The organism is Flavobacterium sp. SH_e (genome assembly GCF_025717045.1).
Lineage (GTDB): Bacteria > Bacteroidota > Bacteroidia > Flavobacteriales > Flavobacteriaceae > Flavobacterium.
Map to the genome: position 1 here is coordinate 542,082 of NZ_JAOVZN010000005.1, position 18,259 is coordinate 560,340.

Sequence of the window (18,259 nt, forward strand, 5' to 3'; positions counted from 1 at the left end):
ACAACTTGAAACCTGAAACTTGAAACGAAAAACTTAAAACAAATCAAAAAAACAAAAACGAAAACAAAAACGAAAACAAAATTGAAAAAACTAATCTTCCCTATTCTTTTCCTTGTTGGCTTAACTGCTTACAAAGGCGTCGAAAATCCTGATTACATCGATATTCAGGAATTACGAAAATTGTATTCCAGCGGAGATTCTTCGAAATGGCCCGCAGCCGAATTACATGAAAACGTTGATAAATCTAAATTTCAGGATATTGGCGTTTTGCCTGCTGTTCCCTATCCTGCTTATAATCCGTATTCTAAGGAAAAAGAAAGTTTGGGAAAGATTTTGTTTTTTGATCCGAGATTATCAAAAAGCGGTCAAATTGCTTGTGCTTCCTGCCATAATCCAGAATTAGGCTGGACAGATAATTTGACACGTTCTTTTGGCCATGATCGCCAAACTGGAAAACGCAATTCGATGACTATTTTAAATTCGGCGTATGCCACTTCTCTATTTTGGGATGGAAGAGCAAAAAGTCTGGAAGATCAGGCGCAGTTTCCTGTTCAAGATCCTTTGGAAATGAACGAAAAACTGACAATTGCAGTCGATAGAATTGCTAAAATAAAAGGCTATAATTCCTTATTTACGGAGGCTTTTGGAGATAAAAAAGTGACTTTAGAAAGAATTCAATATGCAATTGCCACTTTCGAAAGATCGATCAATAGTCCGAAAAGTAAATTTGATCAGTTTGTAAGCGGAAAATCAGATATTTATACCGATCAACAAGTAAAAGGAATGCATTTGTTTAGAACCAAAGCGCAATGCATCAATTGTCATAATACGCCATATTTCAGCGACAATCAGTTTCACAATGACGGTCAGACTTTATTTGGAACAAAAAATGAAGATTTCGGACGTTATAATGTTACGAAAAATGTAAAGGATATTGGCAAATTCAGAACGCCAACACTTCGCGAAGTTGTAAACACAAAACCTTGGATGCATCACGGACATTTTCCAACTTTATTAGATGTTGTAGAACTATACAATTTAGGAAATCCATCTCCAGTACAGAAAAAATATTTGGGAACAGCGAGAGATTCTCTGATTCCAAAAGTAGATCCAATGCTTAAAAAATTGGATTTAAACAAAGAAGAAATCGCTGATTTATTGGCTTTTATTGAAACTTTGAGCACGCCAACAAGAAGAATTATAATTCCTGAAATGCCAAAATAAGTTAGTTGATAATTTGCTTTTTGCCCCACAATCTGCAAATTTACGAAGCCCGTTTCTTTATGAAATGGGCTTTTTTATTCATTAACTTTTATACTTTACCATTTCTTTTTCCACATAAATTTCTAATAATTTCCATAAATCAAAATCATCATTATAAAGATACATTTTACTATATAATTCATCTATCGTTTCATCATCTGGATCTTTTAGATATCTATTATATATTTCCTGTAATATTTCCGCATCTTTAAAAGCCCGAATGTTTTGTAATGCAATAATTATATTTGGAACATCTTCTCTTATACTATTCTGAAGAACATCTCCTTGCATATTCATTTCCGTGTCAAGATTAATAATAAAAATTATATCTCTAATAAACTGTGGGTATTTAAACAATTCACCATTATCAATCGGTTCATTATAAATATTTGACATTGATTGAATTACATCATCCACTGTCATTTCATGCAAATTATCTAATGTTTTGTCTACAAAATTCATTCTGCAATTTGTATTTCATTTTCAACTTCATCTAAAACATCATTTAAAGTTTGTAAATCTAGCTTATCAATTTTTGCTATGTCATTCAAACCTTCTCGTATCAAATTAAAAACAATCCTTTTCTTTTCTGTTTCTTTTTTCTTTGTATAATCCTTATAATCTTCTAGAATTGCCATTCCGCATATATACCAATTTTCACTTCTTACAGTTTGATATAAAGCATTTTCAAAAGAATCCGAAACCTGAACATATAAATGGGTATAATCTGGAAGTTTAAACTTTTTTTCTCGAAGTTTGACTAGAATTTCATCGCAAATTTCATTGTCATAAGGATCAAAATAACGATAACCAACATTTTCGAAATGATAATAAAATCGTAAATCACGAATAACTTTTTTATTTTCGATAATTCTATTTTCTCTTTCTTTTCTTTCGTCAATTCTTCGGTTTAATGCTTCTTGATATAAAAGTGATTCATATTTTTTATTTAATTCCCATAGATCAGTATTTTGCAATTCTTTTTCTAAAAGAAATAATATTTGTTTTACCCTTTCGGTATCATAAAGATCATCTTTCTTCTTCTTGGCAAAAATAATTTCAAAACCATGATAAATTAACTTAAACACATCATCTAAAATTCTTTCAGTTTCAAATATAGGTAGAGTTACTCTAACCATACTTTTACCTCTATAATAATTTGGTAGTTTATTAAACCAATCATTATAAATTTCTTTATCTTTTCCTTTTGGTTTATTTGAAAAACAAGCTAATTGAATCTCTATCTCTTTATAAGGAAATTCTATTTCCTCCTGTTGAAATCTGTCTGAAATTATTCTTCCAAAACATCGAAATGGCTCATCAAATGTACCACCATAGGTTCCATATCCACTTTTTATAAAACAAAATTGCATGTTTATTTAATTAAAATTTAATCTATTACTTTCATTCTAACCTTAACATTCTCTGCTCTTAAATTTATAGGATCAAAAATCCAAATTTGATTTTCATCAGATACCTCAATTTGTTTTTCGGGTTGAATATTACCCAATCCTTCTATTTGTCTTTTATTAAAAACATTTATAGGATACAACTTTTTAATTGTTCCTTTTAGTATTTCTAAAAGCTTATCTTCCCATATTCTTTCTTGTTCAGGTACTTTTAAAATGCTAGAGAAAATATAAGTCTTAATTCTTCCTTCTCCATTTTCAAATAAAGTTTTATCATCTGAATAAGCATATGCATAATCAATTTTTAACTTGTCAGAAACCATTTTAATAATTTGAATTGCTTTGTCTAGACTTTTAAAATCTTCATAAGGCCAACTAAAATACATATCAATTCTATTTATAACATGTTCATTTGAAAAAATAGAAAAACCTGATTTATATGTATGGTCATTTGAATGAACTGTAAAACCAAAAAGATTTTTAAATCCTTTACTTTCTATTTTATTTTTTAAAGATCTTTCACCTATAAAACCATCACCTTTTGAAATTCCATAGCCAGATCCTGATATATCATACTTCAGTTTGGAATCATTACATAAATTATTTGCAATATCTATTAATAATTCTGTAGCACTTTTCTTTTCATCTTCTGAATATTCACTTTTTCCTATATCTATATATATCCTCAAATAATTTTTATCAAAATTTTTCATCAGTAGATACAATTATACATTCAATGTTTCATTAGTCACAAAAATAACTTAATCAAATAGTTATAAAATCTTCTTTAAGCTATAGTTATATCAGAATAAGGCAATTTTTCAAATCAGGCTTTTTATTTAAAACAATGATTTCAAAATGAAAGATTTTTCGATAATCTTAAAACAATGATCTTTTGTGTTTTTGTAACTTTAATAAAACATTTAAAAATGCCATTCAATGCCAATCAATAATTATTTACTATCCTTTTATTGACACATAAAATACCTCTTTAGCCTTGATATTATTGACGTTTCTTAAATTTGACTATAACTCAAAAGAAACTTTTTCTTTTATAAAAAATTACTGTTATGAAAATAGATCAGATTCAAATCAAAACAAACGATATTCAAAAAACGAAAACATTTTATCAGAACATTTTTGGACTTTTCATTCTGGAAAATGATGAAAAATCGATAACGTTTCAGGCTGGAACTTCTATTTTGAAATTTATTGAAGATCAAGAGTTTAATTCCATATACCATTTTGCTTTTAATATTCCTGAGAATCAGCTTGAAGAAGCCATTCAATGGTGTGAAAACAAAGTTGATTTAATTGTTTTGGATGATAAAAGTGTAGTTACTCATTTCGAAAACTGGAATGCGCATTCTATTTATTTCTTTGATCATAACGGAAATTTACTGGAATTCATTGCCAGACATGATCTTAACAATGAACAAGTTGGTGAATTCAACTCAGCTTCTATTTTAAGCATAAGCGAAATCGGAATTGTTACAGAAAGCCCGTTAAAATTAGGAAACCAATTAATCGAAGAACACGGACTTCATTTTTTTTCACAAAATACAAATACAGAAAAATTCGCAGCAATTGGCGATCACGAAGGTTTATTGATTCTGGTACAACCAACTAGAAATTGGTATCCAACTCAAATTCCTTCTGAAAGTAATCCGGTGAAAATATCCTTAGAAAACAATGAAAATCTAATCGAATTACATTTATAAACTATTTTATAACAAATAGATAAAAATATAATTTGTATTTTCATCACAGCAAAAAGATATTTATAATATAGTTTTTAAAGTGTATGAAAAGATACTTCTTCCTCACCTTATTATTTTGGAGCTTTTACGTTTCTAACGCACAAACCAATCTTGGATATGAAAAATTAATCGCAGAAGCTTCTTTACTTCATCTTCAAAAAGATTATAAAAATGCTATTTTAAAACTGGAAAAAGCGTTTTTGCTTAAAGAACCTGATGCATTAAATGCTTATAAAGCTGCAGGAATGTATTCGTTAGCTCAAAATGAAGCAAAAGCTTTTAAATATTTAAATATAGCTCTAAATAAAGGATGGACTGAAGCAGAGCAACTTTCCATAGATCCGTATTTTGAATTTTTACGTGCTAAATATCCGTATAAGTGGCAAACGATTAAACAGAATGCACAATTGAAAGAGCAGCAATATGAAAAGAAATTAAAACTTCCAGAATTGCGAAAACAAATCAATGCAATGGGAATTGCAGATCAGAAAATTAGATATTGGAAAATACAAACTTCAGATCCGACTCTATCGAATGAAATACAGCAGAAAATTAACGACTTAGATTTTAAAAATCTTTCGACAGCAAAAGAGATTCTGAAAAACAACGGTTGGCCAAAAATATCAGAAATAGGAAAAGATGGTGCTCATAATTTCTGGCTAATTGTACAGCACGCAGATCAGGATATTTTATTCCAAAAAGCGGCTTTGCATGAAATGGATAAATTAAAAGGAACAAAAGAATTGGACATGGAAAATTATGCTTTCTTGTATGACCGAGTGCAATGCAATCTCAATTATAAGCAAGTTTACGGAACGCAGGTAAATTGGACTCAAAATGGTGAAGCTTCAAGTTTTAGAGGTATAATTAAAGAAAATGAAGCTGATAAAAGAAGAAATGAATTTGGACTTCTTCCTTTAAAAATTTATGCTTTGAATTATGGTTTTAAATACACGATTCCGACAGCCGAAGAAGCATTAAAAAAAGATAAAGAAGATACTGAAAGTACATTAAATCTAATAAATGAGGCTAAAAAGTATTACGAAGCAAAAGAGTTTCAAAAAGTATATGATAATTATAATAATGCGTCCATGATTTTAGGCGGAATGACAAGCGAGCAAAATTTTGAAGCTTCTGAACTGTTTGCAAAAATTTACAATCAAACTAATGAAGAACAGTACAGAAGTATTTCTTTAGATTTTTTAAGTTTGAATTATCTAAGAGGTGATTTAGACAAAAAAGTGCTCTTGTCAAATAAAGAATTTAATACATTCTATTCTGAAAACAGATGGAAAGATATTGTTGATTCTTTATGAAACTCTAAAACTTCATCCTCTGAATCCTCACAGCATTCAAAATCGCCAATAACGCCACTCCAACATCTGCAAAAACAGCTTCCCACATTGTAGCAAGTCCGCCTGCGCCAAGGATTAGAACAAAAGCTTTTACTACAAAAGCCAAAATGATATTCTGCCAAACAATCTTTTTGGTTTGTTTTCCAATATTGATTGCCATTGGAATTTTACTTGGTTTATCATCTTGAATCACAATATCAGCAGTTTCGATTGAGGCGTCGCTTCCTAAACCTCCCATCGCAATTCCCACAGTGCTTAATGCAATTACAGGTGCATCATTTACGCCATCGCCCACAAAAGCAACAGTTTCGTTTTTAGCTTTAATTTCGTTGACTTTATTGACTTTATCTTCTGGAAGCAAATCGCCAAAAGCTTTTGCGATTCCAAGTTTATCGGCTACAAATTGAACAACATTCGATTTATCTCCGCTCAGCATTGTTAATTTTACACCTAAAGATTTTAGTTTAGAAACGGCTTCTTTTGCGTCTTCCTTAATTTCATCGGCAATGGTTAAATAGCCCGCAAATTTGCTTTCGTATGCAATTGCAATTGTGGTGTAAACGATTTTAGAAGGATCAATATCATACGAAATAGAATATTTATCTAACAATTTAAAATTTCCAACATGCAATTCTTTTCCGTTATGAGTTGCTTTTAATCCGTGTCCAGAAATTTCTTCAATATCATTTAACACTATCGAAGAATCAACGTGGCCAACATGATTATGAATAGCCGTTGCGACAGGATGCGAACTTTTATTTTCTAAAACATTGACTAGTTTTAAGATTTCATCTTTATCAAATTCGGGTTTTATAATGACTTCCTGAACTTTAAAAACTCCTTCAGTCATAGTTCCTGTTTTGTCTACCACAACATTTTGGATTTTAGAAATACTGTCTAGAAAGTTACTTCCTTTAAACAGAATTCCGTTTTTACTTGCAGCGCCAATTCCACCAAAATATCCCAATGGAATACTGATAACCAATGCACAAGGACAAGAGATAACCAAGAAAACTAAGGCTCGATACAGCCAATCAGTAAAAACATAATTGTCTACAAAAAGCATTGGAAGCAAACAAATTGCAATTGCCAAATACACTACAATTGGTGTATAGATTTTAGCAAACTTTCTGATAAACAATTCCGCAGGCGCTTTTTTTGTAGTTGCGTTTTGGACCAGTTCTAAAATTTTAGACAATTTACTATCGCTATAAGCTGTTGTAACTTTTACTTCGACAATAGTGTTTCCGTTTATCATTCCTGCTAAAACAGTGTCTCCTTTCTTTTTGGTTGCTGGTTTGCTTTCGCCTGTCAAAGCAGCTGTATTTACGAAAGCAGAATCTGATAATAATTCGCCATCCAAACCTAATTTTTCTCCTGCTTTTAGTTGAATAACAGCTCCAATTTGAACGTCTTTGGCTTTGACTTTTACTGCAACATTATTTTCTAAAACATGCACCTCATCGGGACGCTGATCCAGCAGACTTTTAATGCTCGTTTTTGCTCTGTTAACTGCCATTCCTTGGAAAGTTTCTCCAATGGTATAAAACAGCATAACAGCAACGCCTTCGGGATATTCTCCAATGGCAAAAGCACCGATTGTCGCAATACACATTAAGAAAAACTCTGAGAAAACATCTCCCTTTACAATGCTTTCATAAGCTTCTCTCAAAACTGGAAGTCCAACTGGAAGATACGCAATTGCATACCAAACGATTCTAACATATCCTGTAAACCAATCTTGTGGAAAATAGTTATCAAAACCAATTCCGATCAGCAGTAAAACAAAGGATATAATCGATGGTAAAAACAATTGAAAAAGACCGCCGTTTGTACTATGTTCATGATCTCCGTGATCGTGTCCGTTATTATCAGAATGCACGGGCTCGTCATGTGAACAGCAGCAGGAAGGTTTAGCTTTATTTTTTGCGGTTTTTACTTCTTTATCTTGATGTATCATTTTTGGAGTTTCAAGTTTAATCCCGATAGCTATCGGGACAAGTTTTATGTTTACAAAACTTTATTAAAATAATGTTCTAAATTTAAGCATTTTGTGTCAAAGTTTATTGCCACAAAGGCACTAAGTTTTTATTTAACTGTGGCGAATTAATCTCGCAAAGGCGCAGAGCCGCAAAGTTTTTTTATTTTATGTCATTTCGACGAAGGAGAAATCTCCACAAGTGGCTCTGTTCCTAAAATCCAATCTTTGTAGAGTTTCTCGCGGAGATTTCTCCTTCGTCGAAATGACAAATAGATCGTTTATTCTCTATATAAAAAACTTCGCGCCTTAGCGTCTTCGTGGCAAAAACACTTGTTAATGCGAATGTTCCCCTCCTCCTTTCATGGCTGAAAGCAGATAAAAAGCGCCTTTTGTTACAATTTTAGCATTGGTCGGAATTTCATTTACAAACTTAACTTCGGTAAAACCTAAATCAGTTGTTCCCGGAATTACTTCTATCGCTTTAAAATGAATTTCTTTTTCGTGGCTTTCCTCCTTTTCACCTTCTTTGTGCTCGTGTTTTTCTTCTGCATGTTCTTCTTCTTCAACAAAAACAAAATACTTGTCTGCATTTTTTACTACTGCATCTTTTGGCAAGGCTGGAACTGTTGCATTGGTAATATTAATATTTGCCGAAACATACATTCCTGGAATCAAACCTTTTGCGTCAGCGGGATCAATTTTAGCATGAACAGCAACGGTTTTACTTTCGTTAGAAAAAGATTTATTGATTCCGAAAATCTTTCCTTTAATCGATTTGTTCGACTGATTCGTTAATACAAAATCAATTATTTGACCAATCGAAATTGAACCTAAATCTTTCTCATACACATTCAAATCCAAATGCATCTGACTATTGTCAACGACTTCAAAAAGTGAAACTCCTGTATTAGCAAAAGCGCCTTTAGCAATATTTATTTTTCCAACATAACCATTTATTGGAGAAACAATTGGCACAATTGATGTAGTTCCTTTAGTATTTACATGCAAAGCATCCAACTTATTTTTTGCCGCCTGCGCTCGAGCTCTTTCTGCTGCTAATTTGGCTTTTACTTCCTGAAAAGTCTTCCTCGGATTCACATTTTCGTCGCTCAAAGTCTTCTGACGGTTATATTCTAACTGAAGATATTCTACATTCGCAACGGAAGACTGATAATCTTCCTGCATTCCTATAACTTCCAGATTTTGAATTGTTGCTAGAACTTTCCCTTTGTTTACGAATGTTCCTTCCAAAACAAAAATATCTTTTACCGTTCCGCCAATCAAAGTCGAAACCTCAGCCGAATTTTGTGGAGGAACTGTCGTGTATCCATTGGCTTTGATGACTTTATTCAGATTTCGATCTTCTACAATTCCAGTTTCAATTCCGACAGTTTTGTATTGAGAAACGGTTAGAGCAACTTCTGTCGTTGATTTTTCTTCTTCCTGAGCTTCTTCTGCTTTCTTTTGGTTACAACTTATTAAGGTAACCGCAAAGAGCGCAAAGGTTCCGCAAAGTACGCTAAGTTTAATTTCCTTGCGAGCATTGCGATTTTTCTTTGCGAACTTTGCGGTTAAATCTGCGGTTAAATCTGCGGTTAAATTTCTAAATATATTTTTCATTTTTAATTGTTTTTGATGGTTGGAAATTGAAGTTCGATAGCACTTTGATTATAACTGTGCGTTGCCTCTGCAAATTGTTTTTTAATATCAATTGCCTGATTTAAAAAGCTGATATACGACCAATAGCTCATATCGCCATTGGCATAACTTTTTTGGGCAGTTTCAATAATTTGGTTTGCATATAACAATCCTTCGTTTTGGAAATAAGACAGATTCTTCTGTTGCTTTTCGAAGTTGTTTTTCAACTCTTCCCTTTGCAGATTCAGCATCATTTTGTTTTTATCTAAAGCCAATTGGGACTGCGAAATGCTAATTTCAGCTGCTTTTGCTTTAGTAGTATTAACGCCTCCAAACAAGGGAATCTGCAATCCAGCTGTAAAACCCTGAAACAATGATTCTGTATTAATCGTTTGTGCAAAATAGCCCAAACCAACTTTTGGAGTTCTTAAAGCTCTAAAAGTTCCGGCTTCTTTTTGATAAACGGAAATCTGCTGTTGGTAAAAATCGGTTATCAAAGTCTCGGCTTTTGTGTTTTGCTGATTTTCTATAAAAGTATATTGCAAAGCCGTATTTTGGTCAGGAATAATATTCTCATCTGTTTGAATAAAAAATTGCAATTGTTTCTGATAAATCGCTAAATCGTATTCTAACTGCGCTTTCTGCGTTTCAATTTCTTTTACTTTGGCTTTGGCGCTAATGACTTCGATGTTACCGCTTTCTCCTGTTTTAAAACGCAGTTCAGCATTCTTTAAAAATTTGGTATAAATATCATTCAATTCTGAATTGAGTTTCTGAATTGAAACCCCATACAAATATTGGAAATAAGCCAATGTAACCGCTTTTTCGATTTCATAAGAAGACAAAGCTTTTCGTTTCTCAGCCAATTTTGCCAATTCTTCCTGCAATTGCCTGTTGGCTTTTGTGATATTTCCCAACGGAAAAAACTGCTGCACCGAAACATTATGGTCAAAATCGGCACTATTGAACTGCCCGCCTTGATACTGTACTTGTAGCTGATCTGGCTGAAAAGCTGCTTTCTTTAGAACGGTTTGTTTTTCGATTTCTTTATCGGCTATTTTTAAGTCGATGTTGTTTGATTTTGCAAGTTCTATTGCTTTTTCAAGGCTTATGGTTTGCTGTGCAAATGTTGCTGTGCCTGCCAATAAGAATATGCTTAACCGCAAAGTTCGCAAAGGAAGCGCGAAGTTCGCAAAGGTTATTTTTCTTAGATTATATAGTAACTTTTTCATTTTCTTTTAAATTTTTCTTTGTGTCCTTTGCGTAAACCTTAGCGCTCATTGCGGTTAAACTTCTCCAACAATAAATACAAAATCGGTAAAACGATTAAGGTTAATAAAGTTGCTGAGATTAGTCCGCCAATTACAACCGTTGCTAGAGGTTTCTGCACTTCTGCTCCGCCGCTTGTGGACAATGCCATTGGAAGAAATCCTAATGAAGCTACGGCTGCGGTCATTAAAACAGGGCGTAAACGTGTTTTTGTTCCGATAAGAATTCTCTGAAACGGATCTAAAATGCCTTCTGATTTTAATTGATTGAAATACGAAATCAATACAATTCCGTTTAAAACAGCAATTCCGAATAAGGCGATAAAACCAATTCCGGCAGAAATACTAAACGGCATTCCTCTCAGCGAAAGCGCAAAAACTCCTCCGATAGCTGATAACGGAATCGCACTAAAAATCAGCAATGCTTGTTTGACACTTTTAAAAGTGAAATACAGCAAAACTAAAATCAGTCCCAAAGCAATTGGCAAGGCTACAGAAAGTCTTTGTGAAGCTTCAATTAAATTTTGAAATTGACCTCCATAAGTTATGTAATAACCAGCAGGAAGTTTGAAGTTTTTATCCAGTTTTGCCTGAATTTCTTCGACGACACTTTGAATATCTCTTCCACGAACATTTAATCCAACAGTAATTCTTCGTTTTCCGTCTTCGCGGATAACTTGCACAGGACCTTGTTCATATTCAACAGAAGCAACCTGAGAAAGTGGCACCTGCTGGCCATTCGGAAGCGGAATAAACAAATTGCTTACATCGGTAATATCTCCTCGATTGTTTTCGTCCATTCTTACCACAACATCAAACCTTTTACTTTCATCGTAAATTTTCCCGGCAACTTCTCCAGCAAAAGAGGAACGAATGATTTGATTGATATCTGAAATATTCAGTCCGTAAAGGGCAATTTTATCATAATCGTATTTGATGGTAATCTGTGGCAATCCCGTTACTTTATCGGCTTTTAAATCTCCAATTCCTTCGATTCCTTTTATTTTCGAAATCAATTCTGTGGCTTTTGCATCCAGAATTTCTAAATCGTCACCAAAAATCTTGATTGCAATATCAGATCGACTTCCTGTCATTAACTCATTAAAACGCATCTGAATTGGCTGAGAGATTTCGATATTTGCACCTGGAATTACCTCCATTTCTTCTTTCATGGCATTCGCCAATTCTTCCCAATTATGATATTTGCCTTTCCATTCTTTTTTGTCTTTCAAAACAATAATCAAATCCCCGCTTTCAATCGGCATTGGGTCGGTCGGAATTTCACCGCTTCCTATTTTGGTCACGATAGTTTTAATTTCGGGAAATTTTGCTTTAAGAATCTGCTCGTATTTAGTCGTCGTTTCCACCATCTGCGTAAGCGAACTTCCCGTCATAATGGTGGCGTTGATAGCTAAATCGCCTTCTTCAATTGTCGGGATAAATTCACCACCCATATTTTGGAAAACAATAAAAGCCAGCGCGAATAATCCAACTGCCACAGAAAGCACCACTTTTCTAAATTCTAAAGCTTTTTTCAATAATGGTGTGTATCGGCTTTCTAACCAAGCAATCATTCTATCGCTGAAGTTTTCTTTGTGTTCTGTTTTTTTCGAAAGAAATAAAGCACTCATCATTGGGATATAAGTCAACGAAAGAATAAATGCCCCGATAATGGCAAAACCAACTGTCATCGCCATTGGCTTAAACATTTTTCCTTCGGTTCCAATTAGAGCCAGAATTGGCAGATAAACGATCAGAATTATAATTTCGCCAAAAGCAGCACTGTTCCTAATTTTTGAAGCCGAATTATAAACCTCATCATCCATTTCATCCTGCGTTAATTCTTTTTTGTTTTTGAATTTCTGCAGATGATGCATCGTGGCTTCAACAATAATCACTGCACCATCGACTATAATTCCGAAATCTATGGCACCAAGGCTCATCAAATTTCCGCTTACGCCAAAAGCATTCATCAAAATCACAGCAAACAGCATTGCTAAGGGGATTACAGAAGCAACAATTAATCCTGCACGAAGGTTTCCTAGGAACAAAATCAAGACGAAAATTACGATTAATGCTCCTTCTAATAAATTCTTAGCAACTGTTTTAATAGAATTGTCAACGAGTTTTCCTCTATCAATAAAGGCTTCGGCAACAACTCCTTCTGGAAGACTTTTGTTGATTTGAGCCATTTTTTCGTGAACACGGTTTACAACTGCGCTTGAATTTTCTCCTTTTAGCATCAAAACCAATCCAGAAACGATTTCTCCTTTTCCGTCTTTAGTTGAAGCTCCGTAACGTAATGCAATGCCTTCTCGAACTTGCGCTACATTTCGAACCAAAACTGGCGAACCATTTCGGTTTTTTACCACTACATTTTCAAGATCTTTTACGCCTTTTGCCATTCCGACACCGCGAATGAAATAGGTATATTGATCTTTTTCAATATAAGCCCCTCCCGTATTTTGATTGTTCTTTTCTAGCGCCTCAAAAATTTCGGTAATCGTAACACCAAGACTATTAAGCATATTTGGATTTACGGCGATTTCAAATTGCTTGAGTTTTCCTCCCCAAGAACTTACTTCGGCAACACCTTTAATTCCTTGCAATTGCGGAATAATAATCCAATCTTGAATGGTTCGCAGTTCAACTGCACTGTATTTGTTTTCGTAGCCTTTTTTGGCGTAAACATCATATTGGTAAATTTCTCCCAGACCTGTAGAAATTGGCGCTAATTCTGGAGAATTAACATAATCTGGAATATTTTCTTCGGCTTGCTTTAATCGCTGAAAAATTTGCTCGCGAGCCCAGTAAATATCAACGTCGTCTTCAAAAACAACGGTTACAACTGATAATCCGAAACGCGAAATACTGCGAAGTTCTATCACATTTGGAACTGTTTTTACAGCTCTTTCTAATGGATAAGTAATTAATTGTTCGACTTCCTGACTTGCCAATGTTGGCGCTGTGGTAATAATCTGCACTTGATTATTGGTTACATCTGGCAACGCGTCAAGCGGTAAATTTTTAAGTGAATAGCTTCCCCAGGCAATCAGCACAAGGGTAAATAATAGAATAACGAATTTGTTTCGTATACTAAATTGAATGATTTTATCTAACATTTGAATATATAATGACGTGAGAAATTAGACAATTAAATTGCCTGTAAACGTGTGGAAAGTCCACAACTCTCTCGCCCATTTTCAAAACATTGAAATGGGCATAATCATTACGCTATCTGAGGGGGTTGCCAAATACTTCCGTAGAAATTGGAAATAAAAACAGAATTATAACTAGGTAAAGAAATTGAAATTTGAGTAAAAGTCTTTGGAAATTCAAAACTTTCTGTAGAATGGTAGCTTAAAACCTGCGCACCGCAGCAGTTGCAGGCGCAAAATGGAGAACATAAATCATTGCTTTTATCATGCGAATGATTGTCTTCTGAAGTAAATTGTGCCGTTTTATACATAGCGCTGTTTACTTCCATATCAGCACATGGCATATTAGAAAGTGCCAGTAGGTAAACTGATAATATGATTGCTATCCATTTCACAGCTGTAAAAATAAGACTTTTTTTTAAATTATTCAGAACTGCATAATAATTGAAATCATTAAAAAGAAAGTCATTGTAATGATCTGAATATTATTTTAATAGCTTTTTTTATTTTCTAAAAAAATTTTGTTGGAGGTAAGAAAATTTCGTTAACTTTAACAATAATTAACAATTTTTTAAGTCCCAAATTTTAACCCAAAAAAAACTTTTTCTATAAGCCAAAAAAATAAACAGAGATTTCTTTAAGCACACATTAGTACAATTTATTTTTCACAGTTTAATTAATTTTAAATACTCTAATCAATGAAATGTAAGACACTAATATCAGCCTCTTTATTATTTTTCAGCATCCAAATTTTCGGTCAAGTTTATACCGATAAAATCGTAGGAGAAAAAAATCAAACGTTAAAAGACAGCCTTAAAACAGAAGAATACCCGTATGCCCTTCCTATCTGGGGAGAAAAAGTAGCTCAAAAAGGATATAAACTTCCTTATTCTGCTGGGGTTTCTGTTAATTATTTTTGGCAGGAATCTGAAATTGTCATTAATGATTTAAATATTGGTTTTAATCATGGACCACAATATAACTTAGATGAAATTGTACGATTTGACAAATCAACGGTTGAAGCTGGTGCGCTCACTATCAGACCTGATATATGGCTGCTTCCCTTTTTAAATATTTATGGAATTTTTGGAAAAGCCAAAACAGCAACAAAAATTAATGCTGGTATTTGGGTACCAGACGCAGACAACAATTGGTCTGAAATTGCAAATTTCAGCACCAAAGCAAATTTTGATGCTACTACTTTTGGTCTTGGTATGACACCTACAATTGGTATTGGCGGCGGCTGGTTAGCTCTGGATATGAACATGGCCTGGACTGATATTAGTTCGCTAGATAAACCTGCTTTTTCCTATGTTTTTGGTCCGAGATTAGGAAAAACATTCAAATTCAATAAACCAGACACAAATATAGCGGTTTGGGTTGGAGGTTTCAGAGTTCATATTTCTGGAGATACTAATGGAGATTTGCCTTTATCTGATTTTATTGATCTAAGCAGTGCTCAGGCTAAAGTGGACAGCGGACTTCAAAAAGTATCAGACAATCAAACAAAAGTAGATAACTGGTGGGATGGCTTAACACCCGCTGAACAAAAAAATCCCGTTAATATAGCTAAACATAATACTGCCGACAGAGCTTTAGAAAGAGCAGGAACATTCCTCGCAACTCTGGACGGAGCATTAAGCACAGCCTCAGATTCATCTGTTCAATATTCCCTTCAAAAAAGACCAAAAGACATGTGGAACTTTATCATAGGGTCGCAATATCAATTCAGTAAACATGTAATGTTTCGTGCAGAATGTGGTTTCTTAGGAACTCGTACACAAATATTAGGCAGTCTTCAGTACCGTTTTGGACTTTAATTTAGAAATCATATGAAAAAAGGTTTTCTAATCCTTATCACTTTCTTTTGTATTACTTCCGCACAATCCCAAGTCTTGATTTCCTTAATATTTGGAGACAAACTCAATTCAGAGTTTTTAGAATTTGGTCTTGAAGGCGGTGTTAATTTTTCTACCATTTCAAATATGGGATCTTCTGCCACAAATCCTGGATTTAATCTTGGATTTTATTTCGACATTAGATCTAAGAAAAATCCAGCCTGGATGATTAATACTGGTGTTATTGTAAAATCGCCAATGGGAGCTCAGGATATTCCTGTTTATTCTCTAAACGATGAAAATCTGGATAATACTTTTGCGGGCGGAAGCGTAAATCGTGAAATTCGTTATTTTAATGTCCCAATATTAATTAAATATCAATTTAAAAATAATATTTATCTCAAAACGGGACCTCAATTTGGTCTTCTTGCCAAGGCTTTTGATGAGTTTAAAAACGAAATAAATAATGACGATGTTATTTACAAAAAAAATATTCGAGATCAGATTCATGTAATTGATGCCGGACTTGCATTTGGAGCAGGATACCATCTTAATGTTGGAAACGGATTAAATTTTACCGTTCAATATTACTACGGATTAGTAACTGTCATGAAAGGTGACGGTCCAAATAACCAATACAACAGATCTTGGTACATTACTGCGGGAATTCCTATTGGTAAAGGAAAAGCGGCACAAAAAAGAGCCGAAAAAGAAGCTGAATTGAATAAAGTCGTTCTTCCTGAAGACGAGAAAAATTAAGGGATTGAAGATTTTAGATTGAGGATTAATGATTTTTGATTTCTTCATCTGAAATCAAAAATCGTTAATCATTAATCAACAATATTAATTTCTTTTATAAACTCTAGAATCTCCTCTGTTTTTAAAATAAAATCAGGAGTTGTATTCAAAATAGCATTATTTGGCATAAAAGGCATATCTGCAGAAAGCGGGTTTTGCACTACAATGATTCCGCCAGCTGCTTGAATTGCTTTTAAACCAACTGTTCCATCCGAATTGGAACCAGAAAGTAGAATTCCGATCAAATGACTTGTATATATTTCAGCAGCAGACTCAAATGAGACGTCAATACTGGGTCTGCTATAATTTATTTTTTCTGAGGTGTCTAAAGATAAAGTTTCGTCTTTTTCAAATAATAAATGATAATTAGAAGGTGCAATGTAAATGAATCCAGCTTCGAGTTTTACTTTATCTTCTACTTCTTTTACTGCTACTTTTGATTTTAAAGCAATCAAATCTTCTAAGGTTTGTTCGTCTGTATTTTTTCTGTGAACAACAATTACAATAGCAAAAGAAATTGGTTTTTCTACAAATGGCAAAATCTGTAATAATGCCTGCAAACTTCCTGCTGAACCTCCTATTATAACTACTTTACAATCTTTTATTCTTTTATTTTCCTCCATATTTTCTCTTTAGCAAATTGTTTGTATTTGGTTTGAGATATAGAATATTTTATAGTTTCTTTTGTTCCCAGAGCTAAAAATCCTAGAACAGCCAAGCTGTCATCAAATAAATTAACAACTCTTTTTTGCAAATTATTATCAAAATATATTAAAACGTTTCGGCATAAAATCAGGTCAAACTCATTGAAAGAATTGTCTGAAACTAGATTATGCTGTGAGAAAACCATTTTCTCTGAAAGATTGTCATTAAACTTTGCAAAACCATAATTCGCAATATAATAATCTGAAAAATCTTGCTGTCCTCCCGAATCTCGATAATTATCTGCGTAATCTTTTATCATACGCAACGGAAAAATACCGCTTTTTGCCGTTTCTAAAACCGATGCATTTATATCAGTTGCATATAATATTGATTTATGAAGCAAACCAGCTTCTTTTAGCATAATTGCCATAGAATATACTTCTTCTCCAGTAGAACATCCTGCATGCCAAATTCTTATAAAAGGTTTCGTTCCTAATAGCGGGAGAACTTCTTTTCGAAGCGTGAGATAAAAAGAGGGATCACGAAACATCTCGGTTACATTTACCGTAATTTCGTCAATCATTCTTTTGCAATATTCTGGATCTGTGCGGACTTTAGATAAAAAATCATGAAAATGCTTAAATCCATCTAAATAAAAAACCCTGCTTACACGTCTTTTAAGTGAAGCTCTGGAATAACTTCCAAAATCAAAACCATAATATTCGTAAACATCATTTATAAGAGTTTCTAATTCAATATCTTCAATCATAATTCATTTAAATTTCTTCCAAAATCTGAAGTAATTTATCCACATCTACTGGTTTTGAGATGTAAGCATCTGCTCCAGCTTCTAAACATTTTTCTTTATCTCCCGCCATCGCTTGTGCGGTTACGGCAACCACTAAAGTAGATTCCTGCAACGGAATCGCTTTTATAAGCGGAATTGCTTCATAACCGTCCATTTCCGGCATCATCATATCTATTAAAACGGCATCGATTGATGCGTCTTCTCTCAATATTTTTAAGGCTTCTTCGGCACTTAAACAAGATACGCAATCGTACGATTTTGCTTTTAATGTATTCGCTAAAGCAAAAATATTCCTGGAATCATCGTCTACAATCAACACGCGTTTCTTTCCCATTTAC

At 33.5% G+C, this 18,259-nt stretch carries 16 protein-coding genes; 5 read left to right on the forward strand and 11 right to left on the reverse strand.

Translation table 11 applies throughout. From position 1 onward, the window contains the following. Nucleotides 1-81 precede the first annotated feature (81 nt). Nucleotides 82-1,224: a cytochrome-c peroxidase gene (locus tag OD917_RS10240; protein ID WP_263523437.1), complete on the forward strand. Its 1,143-nt coding sequence runs from the start codon at nucleotides 82-84 to the stop codon at nucleotides 1,222-1,224. An 81-nt stretch (nucleotides 1,225-1,305) separates the two neighbouring features. On the opposite strand, the gene OD917_RS10245 is transcribed toward OD917_RS10240, so the two are convergent. The 3 genes from OD917_RS10245 to OD917_RS10255 are packed head-to-tail and all read right to left on the reverse strand — an operon-like array spanning nucleotide 1,306 to nucleotide 3,385. Further along, nucleotides 1,306-1,725 (reverse strand): hypothetical protein, encoded by a 420-nt coding sequence (locus tag OD917_RS10245; protein WP_263523438.1) that lies wholly within the window; start codon nucleotides 1,723-1,725, stop codon nucleotides 1,306-1,308. Next, the gene (locus tag OD917_RS10250) at nucleotides 1,722-2,636 is read right to left on the reverse strand and encodes a hypothetical protein (protein WP_263523439.1); all 915 of its coding nucleotides are present in this window, start codon (nucleotides 2,634-2,636) and stop codon (nucleotides 1,722-1,724) included. Before OD917_RS10250 ends, OD917_RS10245 begins: the two co-directional genes overlap by 4 nt. A gap of 17 nt (nucleotides 2,637-2,653) precedes the next feature. Beyond that, entirely contained in the window at nucleotides 2,654-3,385 is a 732-nt protein-coding gene (locus OD917_RS10255) for a hypothetical protein (RefSeq protein ID WP_263523440.1), read from the reverse strand. Between the two features lie 357 nt (nucleotides 3,386-3,742). Here OD917_RS10255 and OD917_RS10260 point away from each other — a divergent pair, with 357 nt between their 5' ends. Both OD917_RS10260 and OD917_RS10265 read left to right on the forward strand, forming a co-directional pair. Continuing rightward, the gene (locus OD917_RS10260) at nucleotides 3,743-4,393 is read left to right on the forward strand and encodes a VOC family protein (RefSeq protein ID WP_263523441.1); all 651 of its coding nucleotides are present in this window, start codon (nucleotides 3,743-3,745) and stop codon (nucleotides 4,391-4,393) included. A gap of 83 nt (nucleotides 4,394-4,476) precedes the next feature. Further along, on the forward strand, nucleotides 4,477-5,748 hold the full coding sequence (locus OD917_RS10265) for a DUF6624 domain-containing protein (RefSeq protein WP_263523442.1): 1,272 nt from the start codon (nucleotides 4,477-4,479) through the stop codon (nucleotides 5,746-5,748). Nucleotides 5,749-5,752: 4 nt separating this feature from the next. Here OD917_RS10265 and OD917_RS10270 read toward each other — a convergent pair whose 3' ends face one another. The 5 genes from OD917_RS10270 to OD917_RS10290 form a co-directional block, all read right to left on the reverse strand. Beyond that, complete coding sequence (locus OD917_RS10270) at nucleotides 5,753-7,747, reverse strand: heavy metal translocating P-type ATPase (RefSeq protein ID WP_263523443.1); 1,995 nt, start codon at nucleotides 7,745-7,747, stop codon at nucleotides 5,753-5,755. 354 nt (nucleotides 7,748-8,101) lie between these two features. Beyond that, nucleotides 8,102-9,388, reverse strand: a complete 1,287-nt coding sequence (locus tag OD917_RS10275) for an efflux RND transporter periplasmic adaptor subunit (protein WP_263523444.1) — start codon at nucleotides 9,386-9,388, stop codon at nucleotides 8,102-8,104. A 2-nt stretch (nucleotides 9,389-9,390) separates the two neighbouring features. Next, nucleotides 9,391-10,638 (reverse strand): TolC family protein, encoded by a 1,248-nt coding sequence (locus tag OD917_RS10280; protein WP_263523445.1) that lies wholly within the window; start codon nucleotides 10,636-10,638, stop codon nucleotides 9,391-9,393. 38 nt (nucleotides 10,639-10,676) lie between these two features. Continuing rightward, complete coding sequence (locus OD917_RS10285) at nucleotides 10,677-13,796, reverse strand: efflux RND transporter permease subunit (protein WP_263523446.1); 3,120 nt, start codon at nucleotides 13,794-13,796, stop codon at nucleotides 10,677-10,679. 107 nt (nucleotides 13,797-13,903) lie between these two features. Beyond that, on the reverse strand, nucleotides 13,904-14,227 hold the full coding sequence (locus tag OD917_RS10290; RefSeq protein ID WP_263523447.1) for a DUF6660 family protein: 324 nt from the start codon (nucleotides 14,225-14,227) through the stop codon (nucleotides 13,904-13,906). Between the two features lie 303 nt (nucleotides 14,228-14,530). On the opposite strand from OD917_RS10290, the gene OD917_RS10295 reads away from it, so the two are divergent. After that, nucleotides 14,531-15,652, forward strand: a complete 1,122-nt coding sequence (locus OD917_RS10295; protein WP_263523448.1) for a hypothetical protein — start codon at nucleotides 14,531-14,533, stop codon at nucleotides 15,650-15,652. Between the two features lie 12 nt (nucleotides 15,653-15,664). After that, entirely contained in the window at nucleotides 15,665-16,429 is a 765-nt protein-coding gene (locus tag OD917_RS10300; RefSeq protein WP_263523449.1) for a porin family protein, read from the forward strand. A 71-nt stretch (nucleotides 16,430-16,500) separates the two neighbouring features. Here the strand turns inward: OD917_RS10300 and OD917_RS10305 are convergent, their stop codons facing one another. The 3 genes from OD917_RS10305 to OD917_RS10315 are packed head-to-tail and all read right to left on the reverse strand — an operon-like array spanning nucleotide 16,501 to nucleotide 18,255. Then, nucleotides 16,501-17,091 (reverse strand): chemotaxis protein CheB, encoded by a 591-nt coding sequence (locus OD917_RS10305; RefSeq protein ID WP_263523450.1) that lies wholly within the window; start codon nucleotides 17,089-17,091, stop codon nucleotides 16,501-16,503. Further along, a complete protein-coding gene (locus OD917_RS10310; protein WP_263523451.1) occupies nucleotides 17,070-17,882 on the reverse strand; it encodes a CheR family methyltransferase in 813 nt (270 codons plus the stop codon). The genes OD917_RS10305 and OD917_RS10310 overlap by 22 nt, the downstream gene beginning before the upstream one ends. 7 nt (nucleotides 17,883-17,889) lie before the next feature. Continuing rightward, nucleotides 17,890-18,255, reverse strand: a complete 366-nt coding sequence (locus OD917_RS10315; RefSeq protein WP_263523452.1) for a response regulator — start codon at nucleotides 18,253-18,255, stop codon at nucleotides 17,890-17,892. Nucleotides 18,256-18,259: the final 4 nt, after the last annotated feature.